Annotated in this window: 20 protein-coding genes and 1 tRNA gene; 12 read left to right on the top strand and 9 right to left on the bottom strand. The window is 62.4% G+C overall.

Going from position 1 to position 20,645, the window contains the following annotated elements:
- Positions 1 to 57 precede the first annotated feature (57 nt).
- The 5 genes from Q4G24_RS12405 to ruvC form a co-directional block, all read right to left on the bottom strand.
- Positions 58 to 459: a PaaI family thioesterase gene (locus Q4G24_RS12405; RefSeq protein ID WP_303366855.1), complete on the bottom strand. Its 402-nt coding sequence runs from the start codon at positions 457 to 459 to the stop codon at positions 58 to 60.
- Positions 460 to 528: 69 nt separating this feature from the next.
- Complete coding sequence (ruvB, locus tag Q4G24_RS12410) at positions 529 to 1,557, bottom strand: Holliday junction branch migration DNA helicase RuvB (protein WP_303366856.1); 1,029 nt, start codon at positions 1,555 to 1,557, stop codon at positions 529 to 531.
- Positions 1,554 to 2,384 (bottom strand): zinc metalloprotease HtpX, encoded by an 831-nt coding sequence (gene htpX, locus Q4G24_RS12415; RefSeq protein ID WP_303366857.1) that lies wholly within the window; start codon positions 2,382 to 2,384, stop codon positions 1,554 to 1,556. Before htpX ends, ruvB begins: the two co-directional genes overlap by 4 nt.
- A gap of 3 nt (positions 2,385 to 2,387) precedes the next feature.
- The gene (gene ruvA, locus Q4G24_RS12420; protein WP_303366858.1) at positions 2,388 to 3,035 is read right to left on the bottom strand and encodes a Holliday junction branch migration protein RuvA; all 648 of its coding nucleotides are present in this window, start codon (positions 3,033 to 3,035) and stop codon (positions 2,388 to 2,390) included.
- The gene (gene ruvC, locus Q4G24_RS12425; RefSeq protein ID WP_303366859.1) at positions 3,032 to 3,526 is read right to left on the bottom strand and encodes a crossover junction endodeoxyribonuclease RuvC; all 495 of its coding nucleotides are present in this window, start codon (positions 3,524 to 3,526) and stop codon (positions 3,032 to 3,034) included. Before ruvC ends, ruvA begins: the two co-directional genes overlap by 4 nt.
- A 170-nt stretch (positions 3,527 to 3,696) precedes the next feature.
- Here ruvC and Q4G24_RS12430 point away from each other — a divergent pair, with 170 nt between their 5' ends.
- The 10 genes from Q4G24_RS12430 (at position 3,697) to Q4G24_RS12475 (ending at position 14,451) form a co-directional block, all read left to right on the top strand.
- Positions 3,697 to 6,549, top strand: coding sequence for a monovalent cation/H+ antiporter subunit A (locus Q4G24_RS12430; protein ID WP_303366860.1), 2,853 nt, complete (start codon positions 3,697 to 3,699; stop codon positions 6,547 to 6,549).
- A 2-nt stretch (positions 6,550 to 6,551) separates the two neighbouring features.
- The gene (locus Q4G24_RS12435) at positions 6,552 to 6,929 is read left to right on the top strand and encodes a Na+/H+ antiporter subunit C (RefSeq protein ID WP_303366861.1); all 378 of its coding nucleotides are present in this window, start codon (positions 6,552 to 6,554) and stop codon (positions 6,927 to 6,929) included.
- The gene (locus Q4G24_RS12440; protein WP_303366862.1) at positions 6,926 to 8,515 is read left to right on the top strand and encodes a monovalent cation/H+ antiporter subunit D; all 1,590 of its coding nucleotides are present in this window, start codon (positions 6,926 to 6,928) and stop codon (positions 8,513 to 8,515) included. The genes Q4G24_RS12435 and Q4G24_RS12440 overlap by 4 nt, the downstream gene beginning before the upstream one ends.
- Positions 8,512 to 9,003: a Na+/H+ antiporter subunit E gene (locus Q4G24_RS12445; RefSeq protein ID WP_303366863.1), complete on the top strand. Its 492-nt coding sequence runs from the start codon at positions 8,512 to 8,514 to the stop codon at positions 9,001 to 9,003. The genes Q4G24_RS12440 and Q4G24_RS12445 overlap by 4 nt, the downstream gene beginning before the upstream one ends.
- Entirely contained in the window at positions 9,000 to 9,269 is a 270-nt protein-coding gene (locus Q4G24_RS12450) for a K+/H+ antiporter subunit F (protein WP_303366864.1), read from the top strand. The genes Q4G24_RS12445 and Q4G24_RS12450 overlap by 4 nt, the downstream gene beginning before the upstream one ends.
- Positions 9,270 to 9,279: 10 nt before the next feature.
- Positions 9,280 to 9,762, top strand: a complete 483-nt coding sequence (locus Q4G24_RS12455) for a Na+/H+ antiporter subunit G (RefSeq protein ID WP_368660941.1) — start codon at positions 9,280 to 9,282, stop codon at positions 9,760 to 9,762.
- A gap of 214 nt (positions 9,763 to 9,976) precedes the next feature.
- A tRNA-Leu gene (locus Q4G24_RS12460) sits at positions 9,977 to 10,062 on the top strand.
- A 57-nt stretch (positions 10,063 to 10,119) separates the two neighbouring features.
- A complete protein-coding gene (locus Q4G24_RS12465) occupies positions 10,120 to 11,913 on the top strand; it encodes an ABC transporter transmembrane domain-containing protein (RefSeq protein WP_303366865.1) in 1,794 nt (597 codons plus the stop codon).
- A gap of 50 nt (positions 11,914 to 11,963) precedes the next feature.
- A complete protein-coding gene (gene lysM / locus Q4G24_RS12470; RefSeq protein ID WP_303366866.1) occupies positions 11,964 to 12,455 on the top strand; it encodes a peptidoglycan-binding protein LysM in 492 nt (163 codons plus the stop codon).
- Between the two features lie 115 nt (positions 12,456 to 12,570).
- Positions 12,571 to 14,451 carry an acyl-CoA synthetase gene (locus Q4G24_RS12475; protein WP_303366867.1) on the top strand — a complete coding sequence of 627 codons (1,881 nt, stop codon included), beginning with the start codon at positions 12,571 to 12,573 and terminating at the stop codon, positions 14,449 to 14,451.
- A gap of 61 nt (positions 14,452 to 14,512) precedes the next feature.
- On the opposite strand, the gene Q4G24_RS12480 is transcribed toward Q4G24_RS12475, so the two are convergent.
- The gene (locus Q4G24_RS12480) at positions 14,513 to 15,139 is read right to left on the bottom strand and encodes a DsbA family protein (protein ID WP_303366868.1); all 627 of its coding nucleotides are present in this window, start codon (positions 15,137 to 15,139) and stop codon (positions 14,513 to 14,515) included.
- A 115-nt stretch (positions 15,140 to 15,254) separates the two neighbouring features.
- Between Q4G24_RS12480 and Q4G24_RS12485 the strand changes: the two genes are divergently transcribed.
- Entirely contained in the window at positions 15,255 to 16,007 is a 753-nt protein-coding gene (locus Q4G24_RS12485; RefSeq protein WP_303366869.1) for a DUF4239 domain-containing protein, read from the top strand.
- Between the two features lie 27 nt (positions 16,008 to 16,034).
- On the opposite strand, the gene ettA is transcribed toward Q4G24_RS12485, so the two are convergent.
- Positions 16,035 to 17,690 carry an energy-dependent translational throttle protein EttA gene (gene ettA / locus Q4G24_RS12490; protein ID WP_303366870.1) on the bottom strand — a complete coding sequence of 552 codons (1,656 nt, stop codon included), beginning with the start codon at positions 17,688 to 17,690 and terminating at the stop codon, positions 16,035 to 16,037.
- A 115-nt stretch (positions 17,691 to 17,805) separates the two neighbouring features.
- Between ettA and Q4G24_RS12495 the strand changes: the two genes are divergently transcribed.
- Complete coding sequence (locus Q4G24_RS12495; protein WP_303366871.1) at positions 17,806 to 18,195, top strand: hypothetical protein; 390 nt, start codon at positions 17,806 to 17,808, stop codon at positions 18,193 to 18,195.
- Between the two features lie 181 nt (positions 18,196 to 18,376).
- On the opposite strand, the gene Q4G24_RS12500 is transcribed toward Q4G24_RS12495, so the two are convergent.
- Complete coding sequence (locus Q4G24_RS12500) at positions 18,377 to 19,258, bottom strand: sulfotransferase (RefSeq protein ID WP_303366872.1); 882 nt, start codon at positions 19,256 to 19,258, stop codon at positions 18,377 to 18,379.
- Positions 19,255 to 20,622, bottom strand: coding sequence for a 30S ribosomal protein S12 methylthiotransferase RimO (rimO, locus tag Q4G24_RS12505; RefSeq protein WP_303366873.1), 1,368 nt, complete (start codon positions 20,620 to 20,622; stop codon positions 19,255 to 19,257). Before rimO ends, Q4G24_RS12500 begins: the two co-directional genes overlap by 4 nt.
- Between the last annotated feature and the right edge of the window lie 23 nt (positions 20,623 to 20,645).

Raw genomic sequence — 20,645 nt, forward strand, 5'->3', positions numbered from 1 at the left:
TTTCCCCGGATCGCTCTGCGGAAAGGCCAGACAGAACGTGCCAAAAGGCCGCGCCCCTTAAACCGCCATCATCGTGCCTTGCAGCAATGCCACCTGCTTGCGCTGACCATTGGTTTCCGCCCAGACATCCGCCGCAACCACGGTGATGCGGCGCCCGGCACGAACCACCCGGCCTTCGGCCACCAACCTATCGCCAAGCGCCGGGGCCATCAGGTTGATCTTCATCTCCACCGTCACGACCTCGTTTTCCGGCGGCAGCATGGTCAGTGCGGCATAACCCGCCGCCGAATCACCGATGCTGAAGGCCAGTCCGGCGTGGCCTGCACCTTGTTGTTGCAGCACCGTCGGCAGGATCGGTGCGGTAATGGTCACACGGCCCTCAGTCACCTCCCCCAATTCGGCACCAAGCGTTTGCATCATGGTCTGGCGCGCGAAGCTGTCGCGGATACGGTTTTGCATCTGGTTCCCCTCCCTATTCTGGGTCAGGGAACCTTTCTGACGACAGCCCGTCAAGGCGGAACAGGCAGATCAGCCGTCAAACATCTCTGCCTGCGGGGGTTGCGGTGCGGCCAGCCCCAGATGCCGCCACGCGCCCGCCGTCAGCATCCGCCCGCGTGGGGTGCGGGCAATCAGCCCCTGTTGCAGCAGATAGGGTTCGATCACCTCCTCGATCGCATCACGGCTTTCAGACAGCGCCGCCGAAAGGGTTTCCACCCCAACCGGCCCACCACCGTAATGTTCAGCAATCAGGCCAAGGTAGCGACGGTCGGCGCTGTCCAGTCCCAGATGATCCACCCCCAGCCGGGTCAGTGCCGAATCAGCGATTTTTCGGGTCAGGCGGCCATCGCCCTCGACCAATGCGAAATCCACCACACGGCGCAGCAGACGACCGGCAATCCGCGGCGTGCCACGCGCACGGCGAGCAATTTCCTGTGTGCCTTCGGGTTCCGCAGACACCCCCATCAGCCGCGCCCCACGGGCAACGATCTGATCCAGCTCCGGCACGGTATAAAACTGCAACCGGGTCGGGATGCCGAAACGGTCACGCAGCGGCGTGGTCAACAGGCCAAGCCGGGTGGTGGCGCCGACCAGCGTAAAGGGCTGAAGCTCGATCCGCACGGTGCGGGCAGCGGGGCCTTCACCGATGACCAGATCCAGCTCGTAATCCTCCATCGCGGGGTAGAGAACCTCCTCGACCGCAGGGTTCATACGGTGGATCTCGTCGATGAACAGAACGTCCCGCGCCTCAAGATTGGTCAGAATCGCAGCCAGATCACCGGCGCGGGCCAATACCGGACCAGAGGTCATTTTGAAATTGACCCCCAATTCCCGCGCCATGATCTGCGCCAGCGTGGTTTTGCCAAGACCGGGCGGGCCGTGGAACAGCGTATGATCCATCGCCTGCCCACGCATCCGGGCGCTTTCGATGAAAACCCGCAGATTCGCCCGCGCCTCGGCCTGACCGACGAATTCGTCCAGCTTTTGCGGGCGCAGGGCGCGGTCCTGCCCGTCTTCAGGCAAGGGATCAGGGCGCAGGGCGGGGTCAGGCTGGCTCATCGGACCATCGCGCGCAGCCGGGCGATACGGTCTTCGGTCGCGGGGTGGGTGCGGAACAGGCTGTCCATGCGCAGCCCATGCAGCGGGTTGATGATGAACATGCTGGCCGATGCAGGGTTCTGCTCGGCCGGTTCATTCAGCACCCGCCCTGCCGCGTTCGAGATCTTGGCCAGCGCAGAAGCCAGAGCCAGCGGCTGCCCCGAGATTTCCGCGCCCGTCGCATCGGCCTCATATTCCCGCGCACGGGAAATCGCCATCTGTACCAGTCCCGCTGACAGCGGCGCCAGCACCATCACCAAAATCGAGGCCAGCAACCCGCCCCGGTTCCGCCCGCCCGAAAACATCATCATATTCGCCAGCATCGAGATCGCCCCGGCCAGCGTCGCCGTGACCGTCATGGTCAGCGTGTCGCGGTGGCGGATATGGGCCAGCTCATGCGCGATGACCCCGGCAAGTTCGTCGCGATTCAACAGGCGCATCAGCCCCTGTGTCACCGCAACCGCGGCGTTTTCCGGGTTGCGCCCGGTTGCAAAGGCATTGGGCTGTTCGGTTTGCAGAACATAGACCGCAGGCATTGGCAGGTTGGCCCGCTGCGCCAGCGCGGCCACCATATCGACCAGTTCCGGGGCCTGTTCGCGCGTCACGGGGATTGCATCCTGCTGGCGCAACATCGCCTTGTCGCTGTTCCACCACGCCCAGATATTCGTGCCGCCCGCAAAGATCAGCGCAAAGATCATGCCGCCGGTGCCGCCGATCAGCCCGCCAATGGCCATCAACAGTGCGGTCATCACCGCCATCAGGATAAAAGTCTTGATATTACCGGGCATCACTCACTCCTTCGGGGCCAGCAGCCGCAGGGCTGCCCGGATCAACGCGCCTGTAGTGGCTTCAGGTTCCGTGGTCTGCGCCTGAGCGACGGCCTGCGCCGCCTCGGACGCGCCATAGCCAAGGTTGGTCAGCGCCGACAGCGCGTCGGACGAGACCGCCGCAGCAGCCACCGGGCGCGGGGCGGTCGGGGTCACATCCTCGACCAGCGGGGTGGTTTCAACCGACAGATTGCCCCCCAACGCCATGACCGAAGGGGCTTTATCCTTGAGTTCCATCACCACGCGCTGCGCCAGCTTTGGCCCGACGCCAGGGGCTTTACGCACCGCCGACCAGTCACCAAGCGCAATCGCCCGGCCAACCCCATCGGCACCAAGCACCCCGAGAATCGCCAGCGATGCCTTGGCCCCGATGCCCTGAACGCCGGTCAGAAGCCGGTGCCATTCCTTTTCCAAAAGGGTTTCAAAACCAAACAATTGCAGCAAATCTTCGCGCACAAGAAGTTCGGTATATAGCGCCGCGGCCTGCCCCACTGGCGGCAGGTTCGCCGCCGTGCGCTCGTTGATATGAACAAGATAACCCACACCGCGCACGTCGATCAGAACGTGATCGGCGGCACGGTGAAGGATCACCCCGGCGATACGCCCGATCATGCAACCACCTTTACACGAATGGCACGGGATTGCAGGTGATGCGCATGGCAAATCGCAATGGCCAGCGCATCCGCCGCATCCGCCCCGGCCAGCACCACGCCCGGCAGTTGAAACCGCACCATATGTTCCACCTGTCCCTTTCCGGCGTGCCCCACCCCCACGACGGCCTTTTTCACCGCATTGGGGGCATATTCCCCGATCTCCAGCCCGGCCTCGGCCGGGGCGAGCAGCGCAATCCCCCGTGCCTGCCCAAGTTTCAGCGTGCCGGTAGCATCCTTGTTCACAAAGGTCTGCTCAACCGCCGCAACGGTCGGCGCATGTTCAGCAATCACCGCCCGCAGCCCCTGATACAAGCGTAGCAGACGCATCCCAAGATCACCCACATCCGAATGGATGATCCCATTCGCCACATGCCGCAGCCGCGGCCCATCAACCGCGATCACGCCCCAGCCCATGTTGCGAAGGCCCGGATCAATTCCAAGAACGCGCATACTGCCCCCTTTTCACCCCCGATAGCACGAAACAAGAACACGCGCCAGACAAAAACCATTAAAACTTTAACGATTCCCGTAAGATCAAGCGAAATCCCCAGTCATTTGCTTGACACCTGCTGCCCAAGCCTCAACAAACACAAGAATCTTTTAGCCAGCCGGAATCGCGTATGTCGCCAGCCCTCATCGCCCTTCTGCCCTTTCTTGGCGCCTTGCTGCCGGGACTTCTGATCCGTTCGGGGCGCAATGTCGCCGCCATCGCCTGCGGCACGGCCACGCTGATTGCCCTGCTGGGGCTGGTGCTGCACATCCCGCAGATCCTCGCCGGAGAGGTCATCACCGCCCAGCTTTCATGGCTGCCGCAGATCGGGCTGAGCGCGAATTTCCGCATCGACGGGCTGAGCCTGCTGTTCGGGATTCTGATTCTGGGCATCGGGCTGCTGATTATTACCTATGCCCGGTTTTATCTGTCGAAATCCGACCCGGCGGGGCAGTTTTTCACCTATCTGATGCTGTTTCAGGGCGCGATGGTCGGCATCGTCCTGTCCGACAACATCCTGCTTTTGCTGATCTTCTGGGAGCTGACCTCGCTGTCGTCCTTCCTGCTGATTGGTTACTGGAAGCACCTGCCCGATGGCCGTCAGGGTGCGCGGATGGCGCTGACCGTGACCGGCGCAGGCGGGCTGGCGATGATCGGCGGGATGCTGATTCTGGGCCAGATCGCCGGCAGCTATGAAATCAGCGAGATCCTGAACCACCGCGAGGCGATTCAGGCCAGCCCCTATTACGTTCCGGCGCTGGTGCTGATCCTGATTGGCGCCTTTACCAAATCGGCGCAGTTTCCGTTCCACTTCTGGCTGCCTCATGCGATGGCCGCGCCGACGCCGGTTTCGGCCTATCTGCACAGCGCCACCATGGTCAAAGCGGGGATTTTCCTGATGGCGCGGCTGTGGCCGGTGCTGGCGGGGACACCGGAATGGTTCTGGATCGTGGCCTGCACCGGGCTTGTCACCATGCTGATCGGCGCGGTTATCGCGGGGTTCAAGGACGACCTGAAGGGGCTGATGGCCTTTTCCACGGTCAGCCACCTTGGCCTGATTACCATGCTGCTGGGGTTCGGGACCGAGGCCGCCGCGCTGGCGGCGATGTTCCACATCATCAACCACGCCACCTTCAAGGCAGCGCTGTTTATGACCGTTGGCATTATCGACCATGAGGCCGGGACGCGCTCGATCGCGCGGCTTGGCGGCTTGCGCAGGCTGATGCCGATTACCTTTGCCATCGGCACGGTCGCGGCGCTGTCCATGGCCGGTTTCCCGCCGCTGAACGGCTTTATTTCCAAGGAAATGATGCTGGAGGAGACCACTCATGCCGCCTATTGGCATCAGGGGTTCATGGTGGTGGCAACCATCGCGGCGCTGTTCTCGGTCGGCTATTCGCTGCGGTTCATTTTCCACACCTTTACCGGGCCGGTCCGCGAGGATTACCCGCATAAACCGCATGATCCCGGCATCGGACTGTGGGGCGGCCCGGCGCTGCTGGTCTGTCTTGTGGTGCTGATCGGGCTGTTCCCGCAAACGCTGGCGGGCTGGCTGGTGGACAGCAGCGCCGCCGCCGTGACCGGAGGGCAGCCGCATGCACATCTGGCGCTGTGGCATGGTGTGAACACGGCGCTGATCATGTCGCTGGTCGCGATTGCGGGCGGGGTGCTGGTGCTGTTCGGCTGGCCGCTGCTGAACCGGCTCTGGACGGCATTGCATATCCCTTATTACAAGGCGATTTTCGACGCTTTCATCAATCTGAATGTCCGCGCGGCACGCTTCATCACCCAGCGACTGAACAACGGCAGCATGTCGCGGGCGCTGGCGGCCTTTACCCTGACCTGCCTTGCCGCCGGGGCATGGGCATGGTCCACCGGCAACATCGGCACCCCCACGCGAGAGATGCTGCCGATCACCCCGGTTGCCGCCGTGGCATGGCTGCTGGCAATGGTCGCCATCTGGACCATGGTCATCGTTCACCGCCACCGCCTGCTGGCGCTGGTCATGGTGGGGATCGTGGGGCTGATGGTTTCGGCCAGCTTCCTTTATCTGTCCGCACCCGACCTTGCGCTGACGCAGATCAGCGTCGAGGTCGTGACCGTCATGCTGCTGTTGCTGGCACTGAACTTTCTGCCCAAGCATACCCTGCTGGAAAGCCACAGCCACAAGCGCGGCATCGACGCGCTGATCGCCACGCTGGCCGGGGTGGGCTTTGGCGCGCTGGCCTATGCGATTATGATGCGCGATTTCGCCTTCCCGTCGATTTCCGGCTATATGCTTGAAAACAGTCATGATCTTGGCGGCGGCGACAATGTGGTGAACGTGATCCTCGTGGATTTCCGCGGCTATGATACGATGGGCGAGATCACCGTGCTTGGCATTGCCGCGCTGACCATCTTTGCCCTTGCGCAAACGCTGCTGGAAGGGCGCTCGGCCAAAATCCTGGCGAACTGGAAGCATGACGGCAAACGCGCGGGCGACCGGCATCCGCTGATGATGGTGGTGGCGACCCGCGTGCTGCTGCCGATTTCGCTGGTGGTCGGGCTGTTCATCTTCCTGCGCGGTCACAACCAGCCGGGCGGTGGTTTTATCGCCGGTCTGGTCGTGTCTATCGCATTGCTGATGCAGTATATGGCGTCCGGTTTCGCCTGGGCGCAGGAGCGCCAGCGGTTCCAGTATCACGCGCTGATCGGCTTTGGCGTCATTGCCGCGGTGGTGACGGGGGCGGGTGCGTGGTTCAACGACCGGCCGTTCCTGACCTCGGCCTTTGGCTACGTCAAACTGCCGGGGCTGGAGCCGTTCGAACTGGCAACTGCGCTGGGTTTTGACCTTGGCGTGTTTCTCTGTGTGGTCGGCGCGGTGATGCTGGCGCTGAACTCGCTGTCGCGGATCGCGCGGCGGGCGGGCGAGACCGTAAACCTTGAACCAATGGACGTGGACCCAAGCCGACTGGCCACCCGTATGCCGCCGGAGGACCGTTAACAATGGAATTGCTGTTGGCCAGCACAATTGGCGCATTGATTGCGTCCGGCACCTATCTGATCCTGCGCCGCCGGGCCTTTGCGGTCGTGCTGGGCATGACCATGTGGACCTATGCAATCAACGTATTCCTGTTCGCTTCGGGACGTCTGGTGGTGGACCGGCCGCCACTGCTTTACGCACATGACGGGCCCTATACCGACCCGCTGCCGCAGGCGCTGGTGCTGACGGCCATCGTCATCAGCTTTGCCATGACGGCTGTGGTGGTCATTATCGCCCTTGGTGCCTTTATCGAAGGCGGCGATGACCGTATCAACATGCCCCGCCGCGACCGCGAGCCGCTGCATAATGACGAGTTGGACCAGCAGGAGGACCGCGCATGAACCACTGGATCATTGCCCCGGTCATCCTGCCCGCCGTCGTCGGGCCGCTGATTATCCTGTGGATGCGGCATGACCTGCTGTTGCAGCGGGTGTTCTCGATCCTTGGGACGGCGGCGCTGGTTGGCGTGGCCATCTGGCTGAACGTAATCGCCTCGGACGGGCAGGTGCATGTGTATCGGCTTGGCAACTGGGCCGCGCCCTTTGGCATCGTGCTGATGCTGGACCGTCTGGCGGCGGTGATGGTGCTGCTGACCGCCCTGCTGGCGCTTGTGGTGCAGCTTTATGCCTTTGGCTCTGGCTGGGACCGCAAGGGCTGGCATTTCCATGCGCTCTGGCAATTTCAGTTGATGGGCGTCTGTGGGGCTTTCCTGACCGGCGACGCCTTCAACCTGTTCGTGTTCTTCGAGATCCTGCTGATCGCCAGCTATGGGCTGATGCTGCATGGCGGGGGCGAGATGCGGCTGCGGGCGGGGACGCAATATGTCGTCTATAACCTTGCCGGTTCGGCGCTGTTTCTGGCGGCACTTGGCACGCTTTATGCCGTCACCGGCACGCTGAACATGGCCGATCTGGCCAATCGCGTGGCACAACTGCCGCCCGAGGACACCAGCCTGATCCGCGTCGGCGCAATCCTTCTGATGCTGGTCTTTGCGGTCAAGGCGGCGCTGATCCCGCTGCACTTCTGGCTGCCCTCGACCTATGCCAATGCGCCGGGGCCGGTGGCGGCGCTGTTCGCCATTATGACCAAGGTCGGCGTTTACGCGATTATCCGCTTTTTCACGCTGGTATTCCCGCCGCATACGGTGATCGAGACGCTGGCGGCAGAGCTGCTGCTGCCCGCCGCGCTGTTCACGCTGGCGCTTGGACAGATCGGGGTGCTTGGTTCGCGCAATCTGGCACGGCTGGCGGCTTTCGCGGCCATTGGCTCCATTGGCACGCTGATGATCTCGGTTGCACAATTCACCCCGCAAGGCTTGTCGGCGGCGGTCTATTACATGATCCATTCCACGCTGGCCGCCGGGGCACTGTTCCTGATCGTCGATCTGGTCGGCGCACGGCGCGGGCTGTGGCTGCAAGCCGGGTCGCTGATGCCGAACCACGGGCTGATCTCGGCGCTGTTCTTCGCCGCCGCCATCGCCATCGCGGGCCTGCCGCCACTGTCGGGCTTTATCGGCAAGCTGCTGGTTCTGGATGCCACCCGTGCATCTGACTGGTGGGTCTGGATTTGGGCGGTGATCCTTGTCACCTCGCTGATCGCCATTGTGGGCTTTGCGCGGGCTGGATCAACGGTGTTCTGGCTGCCCTACGCCATGCGCGGCGTGCATAAGCCGGGCGACGAAGCCACAGCCGGGGACCGCAAAACCATCCTCACCAAGATCGAACCGGACGAGGCGATCCAGAACCTTGCCGACGCCCCTGCCCCATGGCTGGCGCTGGCTGCGCCGATGGCGCTGATCGCCGTACTGGTCGCGCTGACCGTCTTTGCCGGGCCGGTAATGCGGCTGGCAGAGGACACCGCAGCGCAGCTTGGCGATCAGGCCAGCTATATCCGCGCCGTGCTGATCGAACAGGAGGGCGCACGATGATCCGCCGTCTTTTCCCGCATCCCTTCGTATCGGCCCTACTGGTCGTCGTCTGGATGATGCTGGTTAACCGTTTCGCATGGGGCTCGCTGGTCTTTGCGATCATCATTGCCATCATCATTCCGGCAATAACTGCCCCCTATTGGCCTCATCGTGCCAATATCCGGGGTATCCCCCGGATCATCGCCTATGTCTTCGTGGTCATTTGGGACATTATCGTGGCGAATGTTCAAGTCGCCATGATCGTGCTGTTCAAACCGGCACGGCAGCTTCAGCCAGCATGGATCACCCTGCCGCTGCGTGTCAAATCGCCCGAGGCGATTACCGTTCTGGCCGGGACCATCACCCTGACGCCCGGCACGGTCAGCGCCGATCTGTCCGAGGATGGGCATTTCCTGCTGATCCACGCGCTGCACGCGCCGGACCCCGAGGGCATCATCAGCGACATCCAGACCCGTTATGAGGACCGCCTGCTGGAGATTTTCGAATGATCCACTATGCTCTGATCTTTGCCTTTGGCTGTTTTGGCATGGCGCTGCTGTTCAACCTGTATCGTGTGGTTTTTGCGCCGGGTGTGGGCGACCGCATCCTTGCACTGGACACCATGGCCATCAACATGATCGCGCTGGTTTCGCTGTTCGGCATCCTGCAAGGCACGACCGTTTATTTCGAGGTCTCGATGCTGTTTGCCATGGTCGGCTTTGTCTCGACCGTGGCCTATGCCAAGTTCATCCTGCGCGGCGACATTATCGAGTGAGGACAGCGCCATGATCTCCCTGCCCCTGACTGCCGCTGCCGTCCCTGCCGCGACGTTTATCCCTGCCGAAAGCTGGCCCCTGTTCGGCACGCTGGCCGATCTGGTCATTGCCTTTCTGCTGGTTTGCTCGGGCTTTTTTGGGCTTGTCGGGTCGTTCGGGCTGGTCAAGCTGCCTGACCCGATGACCCGTGTTCACGCCCCGACAAAGGCCGCAACGCTGGGCGTCGGCAGCGTTCTGATTGCTTCGATGCTGTATTTCTGGATCTTCCGGGGCGTGTTTTCGTGGCACGAGCTAATGATCTCGATCTTCCTGTTCGCCACGGCACCGATCACCGGGCATTTCATTTCCAAGGTTCAGATGCACCTGACCTGGCACCGCGATGAAATCCCGCAGCCCAAGCCGGGGCTGGATTGGGCAACCTTTGGCGACAGCGCCCATGCCTCGCTGATGGATGACACGCCGGAACTGGCCAGCGACCGAAACGCACGGTAAGGCCGTGAAAGCACACGCGGCCCTGCATCTGATGGGGGCGACAAAGGCTGCCCCTCTGGGGCTGGCTGGTATCACCCCCATTGGTTTGTATAACCGCGCCACCTGCCCCAAAGCTGCCTGAAACGGTCACGCGAAGGCAACGCAGGGTCAGCCCCCTGCCCCACGCTTGCCCCTTGCACCCCGCCAGCAAAGCGCATAGCCAAGCCGGGCTGCTGCGGGCGTGGCGGAATGGTAGACGCATGGGACTTAAAATCCCTGGGGCGCAAGCCCGTGCGGGTTCGAGTCCCGCGGCCCGCACCAGCCTTGACAGCCGGTGGCCCGCATCACCACGCCCCAATCGTTGAACGGAGACCACTCATGGCCCGCAGACCAAGCGTTACCGAGGATCGCCCGACCAGCCGCCGCGTGGGGGCGCTTGGGGCGATCTGGCCTTTCATCCGGCCCTATCGCCTGCTGATGCTCGGGGCGCTGGTGGCGCTGATGGCGACCGCAGCCATCAGTCTGATCCTGCCGATTGCCGTGCGCCGGGTGGTGGACGGCTTTAATCAGGGGGCCGCGCTGCTGGATGAATATTTCGTCGCCGCGCTGCTGGTCGTGGCTCTGCTCGCGCTGGGAACGGGGCTGCGCTATTATCTTGTCACCCGGCTGGGTGAGCGGGTCGTGGCAGATATTCGCAAGGCCGTGTTCGACCGGGTGATCGGCCTGTCCCCCGCCTTTTACGAGCGCGTGATGACCGGCGAAATTATCAGCCGCATCACCACCGACACAACGCTGATCCAGTCGGTTGTCGGCTCCTCCGTATCCATCGCGCTGCGCAATTTTATGATCCTGATTGGCGGCATGGTGATGTTGTTCTGGACCTCGCCCAAGCTGACCGGGCTGGTGTTCCTGCTGGTGCCGGTGGTGCTGATCCCGATTATCACGCTTGGCCGTCGGTTGCGCAAAATGTCCCGCACCAATCAGGACCTGATTGCGGACAGTTCCGGCGCAGCATCGGAAAGCCTGCTGGCCGCGCAGACGGTGCAGGCGTTTACACAGGAAACCGCCACCCGCGCGCGCTTTGGTGATCTGACCGAGCGCAGCTTTGACGCAGCCCTGTCCCGCGTCACCACCCGCGCGGCCATGACCGTGATTGTGATTTTTATGATTTTTGCCGGCATTACCGGCATTTTGTGGATCGGTGCGCGGGACGTGCATGATGGCACCATGTCCGTGGGCGAGCTGGTGCAATTCGTGATCTATGCGATCATGGTTGCGGGCGGCGTCGGTGCGCTGTCCGAAATCTGGGGCGAAATCCAGCGTGCCGCCGGTGCGGCCGAGCGGATGGCCGAACTGTTGTCGGCCCGTGACACATTGAACGATCCCGCCAACCCGCGCCCGCTGCCGCAGCCGGTGCGTGGCGCAATCGGCTTTGACGACGTGACCTTTCACTATCCATCGCGCCCCGATGTTTCGACCCTGAAAAATGTCAATCTGCATATCACACCGGGCGAGACCGTGGCGCTGGTCGGCCCCTCGGGCGCAGGGAAAACCACTGTCATTCAGTTGATCCAGCGGTTTTGGGATCCCGAGACGGGCCGCGTCAGCATCGACGACATCGACCTGCGCGACATGAACCGCAGTGACTTCCGCCGCTCGATTGCGCTGGTGCCGCAGGATGCGGTGATCTTTGCCGATTCCGCACGCGAGAACATCCGCTTTGGCCGCCCTGAGGCCACAGATGCCGAGGTCGAATCCGCTGCCCGCGCCGCCAATGCACATGACTTCCTGACTGCCCTGCCCGAAGGCTATGACACTTTTGTGGGGGAACGCGGCGTGATGCTCTCGGGCGGCCAGAAACAGCGCATCGCCATCGCCCGCGCCATTCTGCGCGACGCCCCGATCCTGCTGCTGGACGAAGCGACCAGCGCGCTGGACGCCGAATCCGAACGGCTGGTGCAAGGTGCCGTGGACCGTCTGGCCGAGGGCCGCACCACAATCATCATTGCACACCGTCTGGCCACAGTGAAAAAGGCCAACCGGATCGTGGTTTTCGACCATGGCCAGATCGTTGCGCAAGGCACGCATGACGAGCTGGTTGCGCAGGGCGGTCTTTATGCCCGGCTGGCGCGGCTGCAATTTACCGATGGCCACGCAGAAAACGGGAACTAATCCCAAACGAAAGCGTTTCCACCCCGACAGTTAACCTAAAGGAGCCAAAGATGGCATTCTGGGATTTCATCAAGGGCGCCGGTAAGAAAGTCCTGCCGGGCGAAGCCGCCGCTGCCACCCCTGCCGCTGACCCGACCGAAGCCGCCAAGGCCGAGGAAAAGCGCAAGGTCGATGCGCTGGTGGCCGAGCTGAAAGAACTTGGCCTGAACAATGGCGACGTTCATGTGACCCTGCGCGGCGATGTTGTCATCGTGACCGCCAAGGACATCGAGCAGGAAACGCTGGAAAAGCTGATCCTTGCAGTTGGCAACATCGAAGGCATCGCCCGCGTCGAGCTGAAAGACGAACGCGCCGCCGCTCCTGCCGGGGCCGATGCGCCGAACTTCTATACCGTGCAGAAGGGCGACACCCTGTCGGCCATTGCACAGAAAACCCTTGGCAGCGCAGGCCGCTATAACGAAATCTTCGAGGCTAACCGCCCGATGCTGTCCAGCCCCGACAAGATCTATCCGGGCCAGACCCTGCGCATCCCGGCCAAGTAATCTAACGCTGCGTGACTTTGTGATGGGGCGGGGCCTTTGGCCTTGCCCCTTTGCCGTTTCCGGGTCCATTCTAAAGCCCACGCCGACGGAGGACGGCATCCAAGGGAGGATAGATATGGGACGTTTTGCCAGCGTTGAAATGCGCGATGAGATCGAGGCCGAAAAGCCCTATGAAGCGCGTGATACCGCCAAGACGATCTATGGTTTTCTAACCCGCGCCCGCGACCGCTTTGCAAATCGTCCTGCCGTCAGCTTTCAACTGTTCGCAGATCCGAAAGCGCCATCCAAAACACTGACCTGGAACGATTTTCACCAGCGCGTGACCGAGACCGCCAACCTGTTGCACAGCCTTGGCGTCGGGCCACAGGATACCGTTGCCTATCTGCTGCCCAACTGTCTGGAAACGCCGGTGGTGCTGCTGGCGGGGGCGACGACGGGGATCGTGAACCCGATCAACCCGCTGCTGGAACCGGAACATATCGCGGGCATCCTGCGCAACACCAATGCCAAAGTGCTGGTGACGCTGAAAGCCTTCCCTAAAACCGATGTGGCACAAAAGGCCGCGCAGGCCGTCGATCTGGCTCCGAATGTCGAAACCGTGATCGAAGTGGACCTGCACCGCTATCTGACCGGGATCAAGCGCCTGCTGGTGCCGTTCATCCGCCCCAAGGTCGAACGCAAACGCAAGGTGCGGGTGCTGGATTTCGAGGCCGCCACCTCGGGGCAGAACCACCAGCAGCTTGATTTTGACGACCCGCAGACCGACCGCGTGGCCGCCTATTTCCACACCGGCGGCACCACCGGGATGCCCAAGGTCGCGCAGCATAAATATTCCGGCATGATCTATAACGGCTGGCTTGGCGGGCGGCTGTTGTTCACTGAAAAAGACGTGCTGATGTGCCCGCTGCCGCTGTTCCATGTCTTCGCGGCCTATCCGGTCCTGATGTCCTGTATTGATTCCGGCGCACATATGGTGATGCCGACTCCGGCGGGCTATCGCGGCGATGGGGTGTTCGATAATTTCTGGAAACTGATCGAACGCTGGCAGGCCAGCTTCCTGATCACCGTGCCGACCGCCATTTCAGCATTGATGCAGCGCCCGGTGAATGCGGATGTATCCTCGCTGCGCACTGCTATTTCGGGTTCTGCCCCGCTGCCGATCGAGTTGTATAACCGCTTCAAAGCTGCCACCGGGGTGGAAATCGCCGAAGGTTACGGGCTGACCGAGGCCACCTGTCTGGTGTCGAGCAACCCCGTCGACGGGCTGAAAAAGGTCGGCTCGGTCGGTATTCCCCTGCCCTATACCCATGTGAAAATCCTGCGCGAATCCGCAGGCGGGTTTGAGGAATGTGCCGTCGATGAAGTGGGCGAAATCTGCGTCGCCAACCCCGGTGTCTTCGAGGGGTCAACCTATACCGAAAGCGACAAGAACCATGACCTGTTCGCTGAGGATCGCTTCCTGCGCACCGGCGACCTTGGCCGCATCGACCCCGGCGGCTATCTGTGGATCACCGGACGCGCCAAGGATCTGATTATTCGCGGCGGCCATAACATTGACCCCGCCGAGATCGAGGAAGGGATGCTGTCCCACCCCGCCGTCGCCTTTGCCGGCGCCATCGGCCAGCCTGACAGTTTCGCGGGCGAGCTGCCCTGCGTCTATCTGGAGCTTGTGCAAGGGGCGAATGTCACGGTCGAAGAACTGATGGCTCATGCCGCCGAACATATCCACGAACGCGCCGCACAGCCCAAACATCTGGAAATCCTGCCGGAATTGCCGAAAACAGCGGTTGGTAAGATCTTCAAGCCCGACCTGCGGCGGCTGGCGATCAAGCGGGTTTACGATGCCGCGCTGGACGGCACCGGTGCCCATGTGGCCGAAGTGTTCGAAGATAAGAAACGCGGGCTTGTCGCCCGTCTGGCCCGCGATCCGGGATGTGATGAAGCCGCCGTCAAGGCCAAGCTGGGCCAGTTCACCCGACCGTGGGAATGGGGTTGAGCAGTTCTATCATACCACACCAATGCAACGGCGGCCCCCTTCTTCGGGCCGCCGTTTCGCTTTACCCCAGAACCCGACGCGCCTCGGCAATCATCGCTTTCAGGCTGTCCATAGTCTGATGGCCAAACACGCCCTCATCCCCGGCGATAAAAGTCGGGGTGCCGATCAGGCCCATATGGTCGCCCAACTCTCGTGCCTTGTCGATCTGGCTGAACACCGCATCCGACTGCATATCCCGCTGCACACGGTCCATATCCAGCCCGACCTCTCGCGCCACACGCATGGCGCTGACCTCATTGGCTTGCCCGCGCTGCGCCATCAGGCCGGAATGGAATTGCCAGTATTTCCCCTGCCGCAGCGCCGACAGCGACACCTGCGTCGCATACATCGAGCCTTCACCGAACACCGGCCATTCCCAGAACACCACCCGCAGGTTCTTATCATCAGCGATCAACCGCTGCACCGTCGGCAGCATCCGGCGGCAATACTGACAGTTGTAATCGAAAAACTCGGTCAGGGTCACGTCGCCGTTCGGATTGCCAAGCACCGGGGACGCCGGATCACGTTCAATCGCACGGCGCAATTCATCCGGCATCGGGTTCTTGCGATCCTGCGCCAGCGCAGCACCGGACGCGGAAACCACAAAAGCAGCGGAACCAATGGCCAGAGTCTCACGACGGGTCAGCATGGGATTTTCCTTTCAATGGGCTTGCCCTCCCCTAGCCGCGACCTGCACATAAGGCAAATATTCAGGCCATGACGCCCGGTCACGAAAGCGTCAGGCCAAGACCAAAGAGGATCATATGCGGCTGGTTGCGATCGAACATCATGCCTATGCGCTGGTTGCGGTGCTTGGCACGCTGGCGGCAGTTCTGGTCATCGACTGGCTGACCCGCCGCCCCGGCTGGCCGCGTCTGGCGGCCCTGTGGCACGGGGTCGTGCCGCCCTTTGTGAACATCACCGGCACGCTGTTCGCGCTGACGCTGGCCTTTATCGCCAACGATACATGGGCCGCCCGTGACCGCGCCATGGACGCTACCTATCGCGAGGCCGAGGCGCTGCGCAGCCTGCTGATCCTGTCCGAAACCCTGCCCCAAGGCGCCGCTCTGGCCGTGCTGATCCGCGATTATGGCACGGCCGCTGCGGATGAATGGCCCGCGCTGCGCCGCGCCGAAGCTGATCCAGCCACAACGCAAGCCGCAGACCGCCTGCTGGCCGCCGCCGCATCCCCGGATTTTCAGGCATCCACCGGCGATGCAGTGGGGCAGGCCATTCTGAACCGTGTCAGCGCCCTGCGCAGCGACCGCGACATGCGCATCGCCCTGACCCAAACGCATCTGAACCCGCTGAAATGGCTGGCAATGGCTCTGCTGGGGTTTCTGACCCTGCTGAGCATCGCCGCCGTCCATCTGGAAAACCGCTATGCCCTGCGCCTTGGCGTGGCCCTGTTCGCGCTGGCCGCTGCGCCCGCTGCGGCGATTGTGCTGATGCAGGGCAACCCGTTTCAGGAACCCGCAGCGGTCACGGCTGATCCGATCCGGGCGGCGGTAAAATAAAGGGCGGGGATTTCCCCGCCCTTTGGCTCAGCGTGTAAACTTCTTGTATTTCACCCGCTTGGGTTCGACGGCATCCGGGCCAAGACGGCGGATCTTGTCAGCCTCATAATCCTCGAAGTTACCCTCGAACCATTCGACATGCGCATCGCCCTCGAACGCCAGAATATGCGTGCAAAGCCGGTCGAGGAAGAAACGGTCGTGGCTGATGATGACCGCGCAGCCGGCAAAATCCTCCAGCGCAGCTTCAAGCGCCTGAAGGGTTTCCACGTCCAGATCGTTGGTCGGTTCGTCCAGTAGCAGGACGTTTCCGCCGGATTTCAGTAGCTTGGCCATGTGGACACGGTTGCGTTCACCGCCCGACAGTTGACCAACCTTTTTCTGCTGATCGCCGCCCTTGAAGTTGAAGGCGGAACAATAGGCACGGCTGTTCATCGTCGCATCGCCCAATTCGATCTGCTCGGCCCCGCCGCTGATTTCCTCCCAGACGGTCTTGTTCGGGTCCAGCGCATCGCGCGACTGATCGACATAGGACAGATGCACGGTCTCGCCAAAGCTGATCTCGCCCGCATCCGGGGTTTCATTGCCGGTCAGCATACGGAACAGGGTCGATTTCCCCGCGCCGTTCGGCCCGATCACCCCGACAATGCCGCCCGGCGGCAGGCTGAAATCCAGATCTTCGATCAGCAGCTTGTCGCCCATGGCTTTTTTCAGGCCGCTGACTTCGATGACCTTATTCCCAAGCCGCTCACCATTGGGAATAATGATCTGCGCACGCGACAGCTTTTCACGCTCGGACTGGCCCGCCAGTTCGTTATAGGCGTTGATCCGGGCCTTTTGTTTCGCCTGACGCGCCTTCGCCCCGGCGCGAATCCATTCCAGTTCGCGCTCCAGCGTCTTTTGCTTGGCCTTATCCTCGCGGGCCTCTTGCTCCAGCCGTTTGGCTTTTTGTTCCAGCCATGCGGAATAGTTGCCCTCATAGGGAATCCCCCGCCCACGATCCAGTTCCAGAATCCAGCCGGTGATGTCGTCAAGGAAATAGCGGTCGTGAGTCACGACCAGAATCGTGCCGGGATACTCGATCAGGTGCTTTTGCAGCCAGGCGATCGTTTCCGCGTCAAGGTGGTTGGTCGGTTCGTCCAGCAGCAGCATGTCGGGCGCCTCAAGCAGCAGCTTGCACAGCGCCACGCGGCGGCGCTCCCCGCCCGACAGGGTTTCCACATCGGCATCGTCAGGCGGGCAGCGCAGGGCCTCCATCGCCACGTCGATCTGGCTGTCCAGATCCCACAGGTTCTCGGCGTCGATCTCGTCCTGCAAACGGGCCATTTCCTCGGCCGTTTCGTCGGAATAGTTCATCGCCAGTTCGTTGTAACGGTCCAGCTTGGCCTGCTTGGCCTTGACGCCCTCCATCACATTGCCGCGCACGTTCAGTTGCGGGTCAAGCTGCGGCTCCTGCGGCAGATAGCCGACGGTTGCGCCCTTGGCGGCCCATGCCTCGCCGGTGAAATCCTTGTCCCAGCCGGCCATGACCCGCAGCAGCGTGGATTTACCCGCACCGTTGACACCAACGACGCCGATTTTCACACCGGGCAGAAAGTTCAGGCGGATGTTTTCAAACACCTTCTTGCCGCCGGGATAGGTCTTGGACACACCGTCCATGTGATAGACAAACTGATACGAGGCCATCATCCGCTCCTGTTCGCTGGTTGAGGGCTGTTTAGGCGATCCGCGCCGCAAGGTGAAGCGGATTGACGCCAGCCGCCCGCTCTGCAACGACAACTGGCAAGAAAAGGAGCGTCACATGTGGAAATTGCTGCCCTGTTTGCTGATAGCAGCCCCGGCGCTGGCGGATGGGCCGGTGATGATCCGCACCCTGCCCGAGACCGAGACCGAGACCGAGATTGCCGGGCTGGCAGGGCCGGACAACCTGCGTCGCTTTGCCATTGCCAATGTCGCCGCCAGCAACTGCCCGAACGATGCCCAACCAGGGGATGCCGCGCTGATCGCCAGCACCGGGCAGCAGATCGCAACGCATATGGGGCTTTCGACCGGGCAATTCGCCGAGGATTATCTGGAACCCGCCTTGCAGGATTTCCTTGCCTCCCCCGACGGTTGCGCCCGGCACAGGGTTGGGGTGCAGGCACTGGCCCAAGACCTGAAATCGCGGGGCGGCGCGGTTTTGTCGGAATAGGGGCAACCTCTGCCGTAACGACGAGCCGGACGGGCACATTTTGCCTATGCTCAAACCCCGCCGGACGCCCTTGCCCATGGTGGCGGCTGTCGGAAATCATCACCTCCGGGGCAATGCTGCCATGCCGATAAGAGCAATGGCGGCCGTGTCCATTGCCACCAGGCTGACACGCCCTGCGGCCTTAACCAAGCTGCGCCACGAAATCCTTGGGGAAAGCGCGGGTCAGGTAGTCATATTGCGCCGCGAAACGGGTGCGCAGGGCGGTGCGAACCTCGGGCGGCGGGACCATTTCGCCTTCGGGCGCGGCAAAGACCTTGTTGCGCAGCCCCGCATAGACGAAGGGGCCGATGCCCAGATGGGTTTCCACCTGTTGCATCAGCGCATCCGGGTCACGCGCAATCCGGCCATAGGGCAGGATCAGCAGACGGTCCCCGAAATGCCGCTGCCAGCGCGGGATATAGGTCGCGTAATCGCCGCGCTCGGCCAGCACCGGGTTTTCGGCCTCACGCAGCCAGTCCGCAACTGAAACGGGCCGGCGCTTTTCCCGCATCAGGTTCATGCGCAATTGTGAAATCGCCCGGTCGGCAGGGTCGCGGATCAGGTAAATCGCCTTGGCGCGGGGCAGAAAGCTGGCAACATGGGCCACGCCTTCATCCGGCAGGGTCGAGTATTCCGGCGTGAAATCCGCGGGCAGCGCATGGGCAGGCGCAGGCGCGAAGATCTGCTTATACCAGTGGTTTGTGAACATCCGCTTGCTGGTGCTGACGGCATCCAGCCAGGCGTCCACCTCGGGCGGGATCGGGGATTGCCGCCGGATATGACGCTGGCGCAGCTCAGTCGGCTGGGTCCGGTAATGCCATTCGATCCAGTAGCGATGGCCGGGGATGAACTGATAATTGAAGAAATGCGTTTCCTTGAACGGCGGAATCCAGACCTGCGGATGCTGCCCAAGCATCTGCGCCAGCCAACTGGTCCCCGCCTTCTGCGCCCCGATGCACAGCACCGCAGGCTTGCGCGGCGCACCGTCGCTGTCCCAGTCGTAATGGATGGGTTGCGGTTTCACAGCCGCCCCCAAAGGTCGTATTCGCTGGCCTCGTCCACCGTCACCGTCACGATGTCGCCGGGGGTCAGGCCCTCGAACCCTTCGTCGATGAACAGGTTGCCGTCGATTTCCGGCGCGTCGGCCATGGTGCGGCAGGTCGCGCCGTCCTCATCCACGCTGTCCACGATCACCTGCTGCGTGGTGCCAACCCTGGCCGCCAGTTTCGCCGCCGAGATCGCCTGCGCCTTTTCCATGAAGCGGTTCCAGCGGTCCTGTTTGACCGCATCCGGCACATGGTCGGGCAGGTCATTGGCCCGCGCGCCGGCTACGTTTTCATATTGGAAGCAGCCGACACGATCCAGTTGCGCCTGATCCAGCCAGTCCAGCAGATATTGGAACTCGGCCTCGGTCTCGCCGGGATAGCCAACGATGAAGGTCGAGCGCAGGGTGATATCGGGGCAGGCCGCACGCCATGCCGCGATCTCGTCCAGCGTTTTCGCCGAGGCCGCGGGCCGGGCCATGCGTTTCAGCACATCGGGATGGGCGTGCTGAAACGGGATGTCCAGATAGGGCAGCACCAGCCCGTCAGCCATCAGGGGGATCAGCTCGCGCACATGCGGATAGGGATAGACGTAATGCAGCCGCACCCAAGCCCCGAGGCTGCCGAGATCCCGCGCCAGATCGGTGATATGGGCGCGATGTCCACGATCCGTCGCATGTTTCAGGTCCACGCCATAAGCCGAGGTATCCTGCGAGATCACCAGCAATTCGCGCACCCCGGCGGCGACCAGCCTTTCGGCCTCGCGCATGACCGCATGGGCCGGGCGGCTGACCAGACGACCGCGCATATCGGGGATGATGCAGAACTTGCAATGGTGATTACAGCCCTCGGAAATCTTCAGATAGCTGTAATGGCGGGGCGTCAGATGCACGCTTTGCGCGGGCAACAGGTCGATGAACGGGTCGGGGCTGGGCGGCACGGCAACGTGAACCGCGTCCAACACCTGTTCATATTGATGCGGGCCGGTGACGGCCAGAACCTTTGGATGTGCGCCAGTGATATATTCCGGCTCTGCCCCCAGACAGCCGGTGACAATCACCCGCCCGTTTTCCGCCAGCGCCTCGCCAATCGCATCCAGCGATTCGGCCTTGGCGCTGTCCAGAAAGCCGCAGGTATTCACGATCACCGCATCCGCACCGCTGTAATCCGGGCTGATCGCGTAACCCTCGGCCCGCAGGCGCGTCAGGATGCGCTCGCTGTCCACCAAAGCCTTGGGACAGCCAAGGCTGACCATGCCGATGGTCGGCTGGCCCTCGCGCCGGTCGGTCGGCAGGATGGCACGCGGGGCTAGATCGGGGCGAAGATCGGGCGGATTCTGGGTCATGCCCGCGCTATACCCGCAGGCGC

It is taken from the genome of Paracoccus sp. (in: a-proteobacteria), from assembly GCF_030538695.1.
In the GTDB taxonomy this organism is placed as follows: domain Bacteria; phylum Pseudomonadota; class Alphaproteobacteria; order Rhodobacterales; family Rhodobacteraceae; genus Paracoccus.